The 15,674-nt window shown below is 43.3% G+C and carries 10 protein-coding genes; 7 read left to right on the top strand and 3 right to left on the bottom strand.

What is annotated here, in order from left to right; translation table 11 throughout:
• Positions 1 to 145: 145 nt before the first annotated feature.
• From tatA to KTR06_RS07785, 3 genes are read left to right on the top strand one after another with little or no spacing between them, the layout of a single operon-like run.
• Positions 146 to 367: a twin-arginine translocase TatA/TatE family subunit gene (tatA, locus tag KTR06_RS07775; protein WP_004301497.1), complete on the top strand. Its 222-nt coding sequence runs from the start codon at positions 146 to 148 to the stop codon at positions 365 to 367.
• A 17-nt stretch (positions 368 to 384) separates the two neighbouring features.
• On the top strand, positions 385 to 1,221 hold the full coding sequence (tatC, locus tag KTR06_RS07780; protein WP_004301498.1) for a twin-arginine translocase subunit TatC: 837 nt from the start codon (positions 385 to 387) through the stop codon (positions 1,219 to 1,221).
• The gene (locus KTR06_RS07785; RefSeq protein WP_217290173.1) at positions 1,184 to 4,675 is read left to right on the top strand and encodes an AAA domain-containing protein; all 3,492 of its coding nucleotides are present in this window, start codon (positions 1,184 to 1,186) and stop codon (positions 4,673 to 4,675) included. The genes tatC and KTR06_RS07785 overlap by 38 nt, the downstream gene beginning before the upstream one ends.
• 400 nt (positions 4,676 to 5,075) lie before the next feature.
• On the opposite strand, the gene KTR06_RS07790 is transcribed toward KTR06_RS07785, so the two are convergent.
• The 3 genes from KTR06_RS07790 to KTR06_RS07800 all read right to left on the bottom strand — a co-directional run bounded on the left by KTR06_RS07790 (position 5,076) and on the right by KTR06_RS07800 (position 9,315).
• Positions 5,076 to 6,593, bottom strand: coding sequence for an MFS transporter (locus KTR06_RS07790; RefSeq protein WP_004301500.1), 1,518 nt, complete (start codon positions 6,591 to 6,593; stop codon positions 5,076 to 5,078).
• A gap of 327 nt (positions 6,594 to 6,920) precedes the next feature.
• Positions 6,921 to 7,841, bottom strand: coding sequence for a 5-dehydro-4-deoxy-D-glucuronate isomerase (gene kduI / locus KTR06_RS07795; RefSeq protein ID WP_004324875.1), 921 nt, complete (start codon positions 7,839 to 7,841; stop codon positions 6,921 to 6,923).
• Positions 7,842 to 7,908: 67 nt separating this feature from the next.
• Positions 7,909 to 9,315: a PTS galactitol transporter subunit IIC gene (locus KTR06_RS07800; protein ID WP_004301502.1), complete on the bottom strand. Its 1,407-nt coding sequence runs from the start codon at positions 9,313 to 9,315 to the stop codon at positions 7,909 to 7,911.
• Between the two features lie 301 nt (positions 9,316 to 9,616).
• On the opposite strand from KTR06_RS07800, the gene KTR06_RS07805 reads away from it, so the two are divergent.
• From KTR06_RS07805 to KTR06_RS07820, 4 genes are all read left to right on the top strand, one after another.
• Positions 9,617 to 10,816, top strand: coding sequence for a glycoside hydrolase family 88 protein (locus KTR06_RS07805; protein ID WP_004309408.1), 1,200 nt, complete (start codon positions 9,617 to 9,619; stop codon positions 10,814 to 10,816).
• A gap of 9 nt (positions 10,817 to 10,825) precedes the next feature.
• Positions 10,826 to 11,797, top strand: coding sequence for a pectinesterase family protein (locus KTR06_RS07810; RefSeq protein WP_120144442.1), 972 nt, complete (start codon positions 10,826 to 10,828; stop codon positions 11,795 to 11,797).
• Between the two features lie 359 nt (positions 11,798 to 12,156).
• On the top strand, positions 12,157 to 13,905 hold the full coding sequence (locus KTR06_RS07815) for a pectinesterase family protein (RefSeq protein WP_217290166.1): 1,749 nt from the start codon (positions 12,157 to 12,159) through the stop codon (positions 13,903 to 13,905).
• Positions 13,906 to 14,256: 351 nt separating this feature from the next.
• Positions 14,257 to 15,597, top strand: a complete 1,341-nt coding sequence (locus KTR06_RS07820; protein WP_004315064.1) for an ATP-binding protein — start codon at positions 14,257 to 14,259, stop codon at positions 15,595 to 15,597.
• Positions 15,598 to 15,674 lie beyond the last annotated feature (77 nt).

Raw genomic sequence — 15,674 nt, forward strand, 5'->3', positions numbered from 1 at the left:
AGAATGAAGAATGATGAATGAAGAATGGCTACGCGATTATGATGAATCACTCACATCGCGAATTTTTCATTCTTCATTCTTCATTCTTCATTAAAATAATTATCTTTGCATCAGCTATTAAAAACCTCTTATATCAAATAAACTTATGACAAACTTATTATTGTTAGGCTTTTTGCCCAGTGGTTCCGAATGGATTATTATCGCTTTGGTTATCCTTCTTCTTTTTGGTGGAAAGAAAATTCCTGAACTGATGCGCGGATTAGGCAAAGGCGTAAAGAGCTTCAAAGACGGTGTAAACGAAGCGAAAGATGAAATAAACAAGGCTAAAGACGAGTTGGACAAACCAGTAGATCCTTCTAAGAACTAAAAGAGCACAACATACGGATGGCAGAAATGACCTTTTGGGATCATTTGGACGAATTGCGTAAGGTACTTTTTCGGGTAGTTGGAGTTTGGTTTGTATTGGCAATAGGCTATTTTATTGCTATGCCCTACCTCTTCGACCATGTAATACTTGCGCCTTGCCACAATGATTTCATATTCTACGATTTATTACGGCATATCGGTAAAACATTTGATTTGACCGATGACTTCTTCACGCAACAATTTTATGTGAAGCTGGTCAATATCAACTTGGCTGCTCCTTTCTTTATTCACATGTCGACAGCATTCTGGATGTCGGTGGTGACGGCTATGCCTTATATCTTTTTTGAAATATGGCGTTTCATCAATCCCGCCCTTTATCCGAATGAGAGAAAGGGCGTGCGTAAAGCATTGACTATCGGAACACTGATGTTCTTCATCGGTGTACTGTTGGGCTACTTTATGGTTTATCCGTTGACTCTCCGTTTCCTTTCTACTTATCAGTTGAGTTCGGAAGTGGAGAATATCCTGTCGCTCAATTCTTATATCGACAATTTTATGATGCTGATTCTCTGCATGGGATTGGCTTTTGAACTTCCATTGGTTACATGGTTGCTTTCTTTAATGGGAGTGGTCAACAAGTCCTTCCTGCGGAAATACCGCCGTCATGCGGTTGTCGTCATAGTGATAGCTGCTGCTATTATTACTCCGACGGGAGACCCGTTCACCTTGAGTGTTGTTGCTATTCCGCTTTATCTGTTGTACGAGATGAGTATTTTGATGATAAAGGACAAGAAGAAAACAGAAGAGGAAGTTGAAGATGAAGCTGGAGATGAAGTTGCCCTGTCCGAAGAGTGAAGCGATAGAATCTTATGAAATCCTTTTAGCAGTTTGCCGGACGGAAGATGCTTATCTTGCCGTAGGATATAAGCAAATGCGCGACTTGCTGGAGCGTATTTGTCGCGCGCAAATGCAAAACGAAAGCTTACAGATGACCGACCTTTCCGCACGAATCAGTTTCGTGGCGGCTAAGGTCGGTCTTTCTGTTGCAGAGCAGAACCGGCTGCATACTTTCCGGCTCACTTCGAATGCTATCTTGAACCGCCAGCAGGAGCCCAACCGGGAACAACTCTTGCGCGATGCGAAAACATTAGCTTTTTTTATTCGTAAACTCTTGGAAGAGGATATTCCCTTGGAATTATACCGCCTACTTCCGCGTGCGGATGCCACCTACCTGGTTGCGCCTCCTGCCCGCGAACGGGTGCAGCGAATGCGTGTCTGCTTCCAGTATGCCGATGAGCAATATTTGTATGTGACTCCCTTGGACGAAGTCTCGGAGAAACCATATTTAGTTCGTTATAATATCCCTCAAATCAATGAAGAGTTTGCAGAGACGTGCAAACTGCTTTGGCGTCATGCCCAGGTCAATTTATTGGATGTTGCAGTGGATGAGGCGGGAATCCTGACTCCTTCTTTCATTGTACTCGAACCGGATTATTTGCTTGACATCAGTTCTTTGGCAGAGTGTTTCCGTGACTACGGGCATCATCCGGCCAATTATTTCCTGTCCCGTCTTCAACCGATCGAAAATGCCCGGCCTCTGTTGCTGGGAAATATAGCCAATCTTTTCCTGGACGAATGGATTTATGCGAAGAGTGAAGACATAGATTATCGTACCTGTATGCAGAAAGCCTTCCGGCGTTATCCTATTGAGCTGGCTGCCTGTTCCGATTTGCGCGACAAAGAGAAAGAACGCCAATTCTTTGAGGACTGCAAACTGCACTTCGATCATATTCGTGAAACGGTCAATGATACCTTTCATGCAGCCGGTTATGAACTGGACAAGACGGATGCCGTGCTCGAACCTTCTTATATCTGTGAAGCACTCGGACTTCAGGGACGTCTCGACTATATGCAGCGGGACATGTCTTCTTTCATAGAAATGAAATCCGGCAAGGCGGATGAATACGCTATCCGGGGCAAGGTAGAGCCGAAGGAGAATAATAAAGTACAGATGTTACTTTATCAAGCAGTCCTGCAATATTCGATGGGAATGGATCACCGGAAAGTGAAAGCCTATTTGCTTTATACCCGTTATCCGCTCCTTTATCCCTCCCGTCCTTCGTGGGCGATGGTACGTCGGGTGATTGACTTGCGTAACCGCATTGTGGCCGATGAATATGGCGTCCAATTACGCAACAGTCTGGAATATACGGCACAAAAACTGGAAGAAATCAATGCCTCCACCTTGAATGAACGAGGATTGAAAGGACGTTTTTGGGAAACATACCTGCGTCCCTCTATTGATAACTTTCAATCGAAACTGAAAGCTCTTTCTCCACTGGAAAAGAATTACTTCTATGCGGTGTATAACTTTATTACAAAGGAACTTTATACCTCAAAATCCGGTGATGTGGATTATGAGGGACGTACCGGGGCAGCTTCTTTATGGCTTTCTACATTAGCGGAGAAATGCGAGGCCGGAGAAATCATTTATGATTTGAAAATAAAGGAGAATCATGCGGCCGATGAACATAAAGCCGGACTTACTTTTTCTTTCTTTAAAAAGGAAAAGGCTGGGAAAACTTTGTTGAATGAAGCTGCCGTAAATGACATTACCGGAGATAAAGCTATTGGAAATGATATTCTTGGAAATGAAGCCTCTACAAGTAAGACTGTCAGAAGTGAAGCTCTTGAAACAGAGATTTCTCTCCCTAATTTCCGTCAAGGCGACGCCATAATCCTTTATGAACGAAACAGCGATACAGATAACGTTACCAATAAAATGGTTTTCAAGGGTAATATTGAATACCTGACAGAAAACGAAATAGGTATTCGCTTACGTGCTACCCAGCAGAACCCATCCGTACTTCCTGCCGAAAGCCTTTATGCGATAGAACATGATACGATGGATACAACATTCCGCTCGATGTATCAGGGGTTATATATTTATCTTTCTGCAAGGAAGGAGCGGCGTGACTTATTGTTGTCACAGCGTCCTCCTCGGTTTGATGAATCATTGGATTCCATGATTTCCCGTTCGGAAGACGATTTTACGCGAATCGCCTTGAAAGCAAAAGCCGCACAGGATTATTTCCTTCTTATCGGGCCTCCGGGAACAGGCAAAACTTCATGTGCCCTGAAGAAAATGGTAGAGACTTTTCATGCAGATAAAGATGCGCAGATTCTTTTGCTTTCATACACCAACCGGGCTGTCGATGAGATATGCAAGTCGCTGGCTTCCATTGCTCCGGCTGTTGATTTTATACGTGTGGGAAGTGAATTATCATGTGATGAAGCCTACCGCGGGCATCTGATTGAAAATGAATTATCCTCTTGTAACCGTCGTTCGGAAGTGTACGAACGCATCCGGAATTGTCGGATTATTGTGGGAACGGTAGCGGCTATTTCCGGCAAACCGGAACTGTTTCGTTTGAAGCATTTCGATGTAGCCATTATTGATGAGGCTACCCAAATATTGGAACCGCAGTTGTTAGGCATCCTCTGTGCACGTGGAGAAGACGGAAAAGATGCAATAGATAAGTTTGTGTTGATCGGAGATCATAAACAACTGCCTGCTGTGGTACAGCAAAATACGGAGCAATCGGCCATTTATGATGAATCTTTACTGTCTATCGGGTTGACCAATCTGAAAGATTCCTTGTTTGAACGCCTCTACCGGAACTGTACCGCAACGGTTCAACGCTCCTACGATATGCTGTGCCGTCAAGGGCGAATGCATCCGGAAGTTGCTTTGTTTGCTAATCGTGCCTTTTATGGAGGGCGTCTGATCCCTGTCGGCCTGCCTCACCAAATAGAATCATCCGATACTATCTGTCGTTTGGCTTTTTATCCCTCTGTGCCGGAAAAGGCTGGAGCATCTGCAAAGATCAACTATTCGGAAGCACGTATTGTTGCCGACTTAGCTGCTCGCATTTATGAAGAGCATCAGACAGATTTTGACGAATCCCGTACTTTAGGGATCATTACCCCTTACCGGAGTCAGATAGCATTGATAAAAAAAGAAATAGAATCATTAGGTATTCCAGCTCTGAACCGAATTCTAGTTGACACAGTAGAACGGTTCCAGGGAAGCGAGCGTGATGTAATAATCTATTCCTTCTGTGTCAACTACCCTTACCAACTAAAATTTCTATCCAATCTGACGGAAGAAGAGGGTGTTTTGATCGACCGGAAACTGAATGTTGCCTTGACTCGTGCAAGAAAACAGATGTTCATTACAGGAGTTCCCGAACTACTCGAACGCAATCCACTCTATAAAAGTTTATTAAAATTAATAGAAAGCTTCTGAAAAATTGCATCATTTTGCAGATGTTAGTTTTTATTCTCTCTTTATGCAATTCATTAACACCTCTATGTTGAACAAACGCCTATATTTGCAACACGTTTTTTTCATAGAGATTTAGATTTAAGGTTAGAAGAATTGTGGAAGTCGTGAGACTTCCCTTTTTTTCATCTTAACGTTTACTATACTTCATTATAGGAATGCAAAAACACTGTTTCTAGTGTTTCGGTTAAAAATTTTGCAGGAGGATGATGCAGGATAAGTAAACCTAAAAAGCCTTCTTCGTGAGAAGAGGCTTTTTTATTTTTTCATTTTTCATTTTTTTTGAATAATTGGCTAAAACAAAAGAGTAACTCGGCGACGAGTTACTCTTTTGTTTTTAATGATTCTATCTGTTCGAATAGATTTACTCTAATACGATAGGTTTGTATTTCGGAACTAATGCCTTCATGATAACCCAACCCAACAGATAAGCTACTGCACATACGCAGAAGATAACGAAATATCCGGCTGGTTTGCCTTCGAATCCCATGAATGTCATGGCTGGGTGTACGAATTGTGCTCCTTGTTCGAGTAATTCTTTTGTCATTTCCACCTCTTTGCCGTCGATCATCGTTGTTCCGGAAGCATATACGAACAAGTTACCTGCCACTTTCTGAAGAATCATAGAGCCTACGCCTCCTGCCATACCACCTATACCGGTGATACTTGCAATAGCTGTTCTTGGGAACATATCGCCTACGGTAGAGAATATATTGGCCGACCAGGATTGATGAGCAGCTCCACCAATACCGATTAAGATAACCGGGAACCATGGAGAAACAGTACCTAACGGTTGTGCTAATAGTACAACCAGCGGGAAGAAGGCGAAGATTAGCATCGCTTTCATACGGGCTGCATACGGATTCATACCTGTTCTGTTGATGAAGATAGTAGGTAGTTTACCACCATAGATAGATAACATAGTCACTGCATAAAGCGTAAAGATCAACGCCATACCTAGCGGGTCGGAGGTTTTAATACCGAATTGTGTATTCAGATAAGACGGAGTCCAGAAAAGGAAGAACCACCATACGCCGTCAGTCATGAACTTACCGAATACAAAGGCCCATGTTTGTTTGTAGCTGAAACATTGCCAGAACTTCATTCTCTTTTCATCTTTTTCGTCTGTCATTGGAGCACTGCCTGCTTCGCGATTATCTTGCTCGATGTAGTCAAGCTCTGCCTGATTGACATGTTTGCTTTTCGACGGGGCATCATACATAAACACCCAGAATCCCATCCAGATAAAGCCAAGTCCACCAATTACGATAAATGCCATTTCCCAACCGAACATTTTTGCCAGGATAGGAATGGTAAGAGGAGCGATCAATGCTCCGATAGATGCACCAGCATTAAAGATAGAAGTAGCATAAGCACGGTCTTTTTTAGGGAAGTACTCTGCGGTTACTTTAATAGCGGCAGGGAAGTTACCGGCTTCTCCTAAAGCAAGGATACAGCGGGCAGCGAGGAAGCAGTACATACTGACCGTAGCAATAGTCACTACCACATCTCCTGTGGCACCGGCCAGTTCTGCTGCACTATGAAGCCCAACTTGTGCTTCTGTAACAATACCACAAACGGCATGAAGACAAGCACCTGCCGACCAGACACCGATAGCCCATAAAAATCCTTTTTTAGTTCCCATCCAGTCGACAAAACGACCGGCAAACAGCATACATATAGCGTATACAATGGAGAAAACAGAAGTAATAGTACCGTAGTGAGATTCGTCCCAGTGGAATTCCGGTTTGATAAATTCATCCCACGTCAATGAGAGAACTTGACGGTCGAGATAGTTAACTGTAGTAGCAAAAAATAGCATAGCACAGATGGTCCATCTGTAGTTTGTCATCTTTTCGCCTGTTTTTTGAAATGCATTCATGATAATGGATTTAAATAGATTTTGTTTCGTTGACAAAGGTCGGTATTTCGACTGAATTTTATTTGTAAAAATTGGTCAAAATCATGTATTATTCGTTGCATTATATATGCTATTTGTTTCAAAGGATATAAAAATGTCTCATAGCATTATCATTTGCAACGTTGGGGGTAATACAGAAAGAAGATAAACGAGTTTGTGAATCAAGAGCAAATGAGTCTTATCTTTTAGACGCAGATGACGCGGATAATGCGGATTCTTATTTTTGATCCGTGCTATCCGCGTTATCTGCGTCTGAAAAATTATATGTCATACAGGAATACGCAACGGTTAGCGCATTTCTGTATATTTGATCTTGTCCATGTCTCCGTAATCGAGGTTTTCACCTGCCATACCCCAGATAAACATGTAGTTGCTTGTTCCGGCAGCAGCGTGGATAGACCATTCCGGTGACATGATAGCTTGTTCGTTCTGCATCCATACGACGCGTTCTTCTTGAGGTTCGCCCATGAAGTGGCAGATAGCATTTCCTTCCGGTACATTGAAGTAGAAGTATGCTTCTACACGACGAGAGTGAGTGTGTGCCGGCATGGTGTTCCATACGCTACCCGGTTTCAGTTCAGTCAATCCCATTTGCAGTTGGCAGGGGCCTTCTTCAAGTACGTTGTTAACAATCAACTGGTTGATAACGCGGTCGTTGCTTTCTTCCAGCTTTCCGGCAGCGAATGAGTTTGCTTTCAGAGAACCTTTACGTCCGTCGATAGTAATCAATTGAGTCTTGTATTCCTTGTGGGCAGTAGCCGAGTTGATGTAGAATTTGGCAGGATTGCTGGAATCTTTGCTCTTGAAAGTCACTTTCTGCTTGCCTCTACCTACGTACAGGGCATCTTTGAATTTCAGCGTATATTCTTTACCGTCTACGGTTACGATACCTTCGCCACCAATGTTGATGACACCCAGTTCGCGGCGTTCGAGGAAGAATTTAGATTTCAGCGGGTCGATTGTTTCAAGTACCAATTCTTTTGTTGCAGGCACTGCGCCACCGAAGATCAGACGGTCGTACATAGAATAAGTAACGTTGATTTCGTTTGGAACCATTACTTTTTCCATCAGGAAGCTACTGCGCAAGCGGTTAGTATCATACGTTTTCACGTCTTGCGGGCTGCAAGCCACTTGCATCTTGTAATTCACCTGGGCGGAGGCAGACATTGCTGCGATACCCAACATCATTGCAATTGCTAATTTTTTCATCTTTCGAGTTTTTTATTGAGTTATATATTATATACCACTTATTATTATCAGTTAAAGGCTTTTCTACTTATTCCTTATTACTGTTCAATGCGTTCTTTGCGTCGTTTCTAGTCATGCGGATACGGTTGTAGATAGCCATTCCGAGTGCCAGTGCCACGAGGATGGCAGGGCCGATAATCTTCAGACTGTAAGTAAGGTGGAAGATACCCCAGCAGAAGAGACTGGAAGCAAAGTCAAGCGCGCCGCCTTCAAAGCCCGCAGGGATATTTACTGTCGGGTCGCCTGTTGCTTCGTATACATCTTTAGCAGCCAGTGTAAAGAAGCCTGCCAGTCCTGTTACGAAATACAGACCTACAATCAATGCCACCAGGCCGATAATAAATGATTTCACTACGTTACCTTTTGTAATAGGCAGAATCATCGGGAACAGGTAGAACATACCTGCCAGAGAAGCCAGCGGTAAGAAACGGTTGCCCGGAAGGATAACAGCCAGGAAGATAGTGACAGGGATCAACAGCAGAGATACCACCAGGGTAGTCGGGTGACCGATAACCAGTGCAGGGCTCATACCGATACTCAAACCGGTGTTATTTTTATATTTCTTAGCGATCAGTTCGCGGGTAGCGTCAGAGATCGGTTTCAAACCTTCGATAAAGAGGCTGGTGATACGTGGAATCAATTCCATCACCGCACCCATCTTGATACCCAGTCCTAAAATGCCCGGAATATTATCCAATACTTCTTTCCAGCTGGCACAACCCAATGCGCCGATACCGCAACCGATTACGATACCCAAGAACAGCGGTTCACCCATCAATCCGAATTTCTTTTTCATACCTTCAGAATCGATATTCAGCTTGTCGAATCCCGGAATTTTATCCAATAGTTTATTGATTACAATAGCAAACGGAACGAAACTTTGGCAGAACGGTTGAGGAATAGAGATACCGTCCATTTTATCATAGAACTTCTGGAAAGCAGGAGCAGTCATATCAGCCATTACCAGTGTAATGATGTAACAGATGATGGCAGCGAAGAATCCCCAATAGATATTGTCGGAAGCGAAGTACACGATAGCACCGATAAATGCGAAGTGCCAATAGTTCCAAAGGTCGATATTAACGGTACGGGTTGTTTTGGTAAGCAACATTAATAAGTTAACTCCCAAGCAAACAGGGATGATGAAAGCACCGACTGAAGTGTTGTAAGCTACCGCCGCAGCAGAAGGCCAACCCATGTCGAAAATTCCCAATTCCAATCCGTAGATTTCAACCATTTTACTTAATGCCGGACCCAGACTGCTGGTGAGCAATGCCGTCACTACTGATAAACCAACGAAACCGACACCAACCAACAAACCGCTCTTCAGCGCTTTGGGAAGTTTAATACCGATACATACTCCTAAAATCGTGAAAATGATTGGCATCATTACTGCCGCTCCAAGACCGATAATGTACTTAAATACTTCTTCCATTCTGTTCTATTTTTTCTCTGTTTTAATGATAAATTACCTGTGTTTCCCCAGAGGGTATTAGTTGTAAACCGTGCCAAAAGTAAGACCTTTTTTGCTTTCTTCCAAAACGAAACTCTTAATTTATGAGATATTGCATCAAAAATGGACATTTTTGACGTTTGCGTGCACAAAATTAGTCGTTTCCGTGCACGAAAAACAAAAAATGCACCTACTTGACTAAAAAATCCCACTGGGTTTGGAGGAAAAACACTACTTTCGTACCGTGAAAAAAGACTATGTTGAATCCTTAAAATAACAAACCATGAGACGAACTCCTTTTTATAATTTTTTTATAGTGGCTTTATTGGTTACAATGACCGCTTCCGTATCGGCACAACAGGTAGACAGCAAGCTTCCCTGGTCTGTGCGACTGACTGAATCGGAAATGATCCGTTACCCCGAATCCTGGCAGCTCGACTTTCAGCCGAAACTGAAGTGGGATTATTGCCACGGACTTGAACTGGGAGCCATGCTCGATGTGTACGACGCTTATGGCGACAAGAAAATTCGCGATTACGCCATCGCGTATACGGATACAATGGTGCACGAAGACGGAAGCATTACCGCTTATAAATTAACCGATTACAGTCTTGACCGTATCAACTCCGGAAAAATCCTTTTCCGTATTTATGAGCAGACTAAAAATCCTAAATATAAGAAAGCGCTCGACCTGCTTTATAGCCAGTTTGAAGGACAACCGCGCAATGAGGACGGCGGTTTTTGGCATAAAAAGATTTATCCCCACCAAATGTGGTTGGACGGAATTTACATGGGAGCTCCTTTCTACGCGGAATATGCATTCCGTAATAATCTTCCGCAGGACTATGCAGATGTAATCAACCAGTTTGTCACTTGTGCCCGTCATACGTACGATCCTAAAAATGGTCTTTATCGTCATGCGTGCGATGTAAGCCGCACTCAACGTTGGGCGGACCCGGTGACCGGACAGTCGAAACATACGTGGGGACGTGCGATGGGATGGTATGCGATGGCATTGGTGGATGTGCTCGAATTTATTCCGCAGCATGAAGCCGGAAGAGATTCCCTGCTTGATATATTGAATAATGTAGCTGTGCAGGTGAAGAAACTTCAGGACCCGAAGACCGGAGGATGGTATCAGGTGATGGACCGGAGTGGTGATAAGGGTAATTACGTAGAATCTTCCTGTTCCGCTATGTTCATTTATTCGCTCTTTAAGGCGGTTCGTTTGGGATATATTGATAAGTCTTATCTGGATGTGGCATTGAAAGGCTACAAAGGATTCCTGGATAATTTTATCGAAGTGGACAAGAACGGATTGGTAACCATCACCAAGGCTTGTGCAGTGGCAGGATTGGGAGGAAAGGTCTATCGTTCCGGCGATTATGACTATTATATTAATGAAACTATCCGCAATAACGATCCTAAAGCCGTAGGACCTTTTATTATGGCTAGCTTGGAATACGAACGTTTACAAAAGTAATTTCCGACAATGAAAAGGACTATTTTTAAAGGAATGATGTGTTTGCTTCTACTGGGTGTGGGAGCAACATCTGTTTATGCACAACAACAGCAACGCAAAGACACATTAGTCGTGGCACGCGACGGGACAGGGGAGTATCGTAACATTCAGGAAGCCGTGGAAGCTGTCCGCGCTTTTATGGATTATACGGTGACGATCTATATCAAGAACGGTATATACAAAGAAAAACTGGTCATTCCTTCCTGGGTAAAGAATGTGCAATTAGTGGGCGAAAGCGCAGAAAAAACGATTATCACTTATGATGACCATGCCAATATCAATAAGATGGGTACTTTCCGCACCTATACGGTAAAAGTGGAGGGAAATGACATCACTTTCAAAGACCTGACGATTGAAAATAATGCGGCTCCACTGGGGCAAGCGGTAGCTCTTCACACCGAAGGTGACAGACTGATGTTTGTCAACTGTCGTTTCTTGGGAAATCAGGATACTATTTATACAGGAACCGAAGGAGCGCGTCTCTTATTCACGAATTGCTATATCGAGGGAACTACCGATTTTATTTTTGGTCCTTCCACCGCTCTATTCGAATACTGCGAACTGCATAGTAAACGTGATTCGTATATCACTGCCGCTTCCACTCCTCAAAGTGAAGAATTCGGTTATGTTTTCAAAAACTGTAAGTTGACGGCCGCTCCGGGAGTGAAAAAAGTATATTTGGGTCGTCCGTGGCGTCCTTATGCGGCAACGGTCTTTATCAATTGTGAGTTTGGTAATCATATCCGTCCCGAAGGATGGCACAATTGGAAGAATCCGGAGAACGAAAAGACAGCCCGTTATGCCGAATTCGGAAATACGGGTGCGGGCGCAGATACTTCCGGGCGTGTGGCATGGGCTAAACAGTTGACAAATAAGGAGGCAATGAAGTATACTCCGCAAAATATCTTTAAGGAAAGCAGTAATTGGTATCCCTATAAATAAAAATACGTAGGTTTTCCGACTGTTTATGCAGCTTGAAATTTTTGTTTCCGGGCTTGGCTCTTTGCTTTCCCTAGCTTAAAACTCCTGTTCCAAGGCAGGAAACTGCAGTTTCCCTATGTGGGAACTGTCGTTTCTCTACGTGGAAACTAGCGTTTCTTCCCGGGGAAACTGTAGTTCCTATGCGTGGAAACTGAATTTGCCTGCGTGCAAAACAGGATTATATAAGGTGTTGCAGATAAACATCTGCAACGGTATCTGCAACAGTATCTGCAACGCTGCAATCAGTTGATTGCAAGTAAGATACAAGCAAAACGTTGCAGGTGGCAGATAAAAACAAAAAATAAAACTCGTAAGAGGGGATGAAGAATATGAAAACATTTAGGATTAAAATGGTAGGGCTACTTGCAACGGCTCTTATTCTTTTTTCTGCATTTCGTGCAGACAAACCGGTCATCACTATCTTTATGATAGGTGATTCGACAATGGCTAACAAGAAAATAGACGGAGGAAATCCCGAACGTGGTTGGGGAATGGTACTTCCCGGATTCTTCTCCGAAGACATACGGATAGACAATCATGCCGCCAACGGTCGAAGTTCTAAGAGTTTTATCAGCGAAGGACGCTGGGAAAAAGTAATTTCTAAAGTGAAAAAAGGAGATTATGTCTTTATCCAGTTCGGCCATAATGATGAGAAAGCAGACTCTACCCGTCACACCGATCCGGGTAGTACTTTTGATGAAAATCTTCGTCGGTATGTGAATGAAACCCGCGCCAAAGGTGGAATTCCGGTGTTGTTCAACTCTATCGTCCGTCGAAACTTCGTACAGCCGAAGGATGATGCCATCGCAAAAGATGTCCGCCGTACACCGGGGGAAAAGGAACAACCGAAAGAGGGAACCGTTTTATTCGATACACATGGCGCCTATCTGGATGCTCCCCGTAATGTGGCAAAAGAACTGGGAGTGACTTTCATCGACATGAACAAAATCACCCACGACCTGGTGCAGGGACTGGGACCAGTAGAATCAAAGAAACTATTCATGTTTGTCGAACCCAATCAGGTGCCGGCTTTCCCGAAAGGTCGTGAAGACAATACTCACTTAAACGTATACGGAGCACGAACAATTGCCGGACTGGCAGTGGATGCCATCGGCAAGGAAATTCCGGAACTGGCGAAATATATCCGTCAATTCGATTATGTAGTGGCCCAAGACGGTAGCGGTGATTTCTTTACTGTGCAGGAAGCTATCAATGCTGTTCCCGATTTTCGCAAAGACGTCCGTACCACTATCCTGATTCGTAAAGGAACTTATAAAGAGAAGCTCATCATCCCCGAATCCAAGATTAATATCTCTTTGATTGGAGAAGACGGTGCGATACTGACTTATGACGGTTTTGCAAACAAGAAAAATGTATTCGGCGAGAACATGGGAACTTCCGGTTCGTCCAGCTGTTACATCTATGCCCCTGATTTTTATGCGGAGAATATCGCATTCGAGAACTCATCAGGTCCCGTAGGACAGGCAGTTGCCTGCTTTGTGTCTGCCGACCGTGTCTATTTTAAGAACTGTCGTTTTTTAGGTTTCCAGGATACCCTCTATACATACAGTAAGCAAAGCCGCCAATATTATGAAGACTGCTATATCGAAGGAACGGTTGATTTTATCTTCGGTTGGTCTACGGCTGTTTTCAACCGTTGCTACATTCATAGTAAGCGGGATGGTTATGTCACCGCTCCCTCTACTGATAAAGGAAAAAAATATGGCTATGTATTCTATGATTGTAAACTGACTGCGGAACCGGAAGCCACAAAAGTGTATCTGTCCCGTCCCTGGCGTCCGTATGCACAAGCTGTATTCATCCGTTGCGAACTGGGGAAACACATTCTTCCCATTGGCTGGAACAACTGGGGCAAGAAGGAAAACGAGAAAACTGTCTTTTATGCCGAATATGAAAGTCGGGGCGAAGGAGCCCATCCGAAAGCGCGCGCTGCTTTCTCCCAACAATTGAAGAATCTGAAAGGATATGAGATAAATGCAGTTTTGGCAGGAGAAGACGGATGGAATCCGATAGAGAACGGAAATAAACTGATAACGGTAAAGCGTTGATCTGACGAACAGATATGATTGTTTACTCAAGTTTCGGAAGTAGTTTAATAGGCTGAAAGCCTTCTATTATATAGCGTAGGGCATTGCCCTACGTGATAGGTATACACCAAACATAAGCCCTGAAAGGGCGGAACTGCATATGCTCAACTGGTACACTGCTTTATTGAGCTGGTACAACTTTATTGAGCTGGTACAACTTTATCGATCTGGTACAACTGATAGTCAATATGCCCCTACAATGGAACAAAAATTAAGCTAATTCACCTCTGCAATGAAACAAAAAATGAGTAAATTCACCCCTGCAATGAAACAAATTTGTATATTTGTAACTGTAAATAAACAAATTACGATATGTTTGAACGAAGGATACAGAATCAGTTGCATGAGTGGGCAGAGAAAAATAATAGAAAACCTCTGATATTGAGAGGAGCCCGCCAAGTAGGGAAGACCACTATTGTTGAGCAGTTTGGCAAAGAATTTGATAATTTCCTGTCTTTAAACCTTGAAAAGAAAGAGGCAAAGGATTTGTTTGAGTCTACTGATGATGTAAAGATGCTGCTGCCTTTATTGTTTTTGTATGATAATAAGCCGCAGAGGCCGGGACGGACCCTGCTTTTTATCGACGAGATACAGTCGTCGCCACAAGCTGTTGCATTGTTGCGGTACTTTTACGAGGAATTGCCGGAGTTGTATGTTATTGCAGCAGGTTCTCTTCTGGAAAATATGTTGGACAAACACATCTCGTTGCCTGTAGGACGGGTGGAGTATATGGCTTTGCATCCGTGTTCCTTTATTGAGTTTCTTCAGGCAATAGGAGAGGGACGGTTTGTAGATTGGATTTTGGAAGCACGCTTGCCGGAGGCTTTCCATCAACAATTAATGCTACTTTTTAATAGTTATGCACTGATAGGCGGGATGCCCGAAATTGTAGCGAGGTATGCTGCTAACCGAGATGTTGTATCCTTGTCCGATACTTACAATCAACTGCTAAATGCCTACAAGAATGATGTGGAAAAGTATGCGGAGACAAACACGCAAGCTGCGGTGATTCGTTACATACTGGAAGAAGGTTGGGGATATGCAGGGCAAGCTGTCACTTTAGGAGGATTTGCACAGTCCGCTTACAAAGCCCGTGAAACGGGCGAGGCTTTCCGTACTCTGGAAAAAGCATTGTTGCTGGAGTTGGTATATCCTACCACTCATACGATAATGCCAGCTACCACAGATTTGAAACGCGCTCCTAAATTGATCTGGCTGGATACAGGACTAGTAAATTATGCGGCTGAAATACAAAAAGAATATCTTCTTAGTAAAGATTTGACGGATACATGGAGAGGTATGGCTGCCGAACAAATCGTTGCGCAGGAATTAAAAGCTCTTTCCAACGAAGTAGGTAAGAAGCAAAAGTTTTGGGTACGGGCTAAAAGGGGGAGTTCTGCAGAAGTGGACTTTGTATACATATATGGCGGGAAAATCATTCCAATTGAAGTGAAAAACGGACACAACGCCCACTTAAAATCCATTCATCAGTTTATGAATGAAACGGAGCATGATTTGGCAGTTCGAATCTGGTCGGGGAATTATGCTATAGACGAAGTTACTACTAATGAAGGAAAACATTTCAAACTTATCAACCTTCCTTTTTACATGATAGCCGCATTGCCTAATATTTTAAAAAAAATAGAGACATAAGTCATGTTGGCCCGATTCTGTTAAATAGCCGCTAAAGATTGCATGATACTACAAGTATTTTTCTATCTTTACGCCAC

This window comes from Bacteroides sp. MSK.20.12, from assembly GCF_019052435.1.
Taxonomy (GTDB): Bacteria; Bacteroidota; Bacteroidia; order Bacteroidales; family Bacteroidaceae; genus Bacteroides; species Bacteroides xylanisolvens.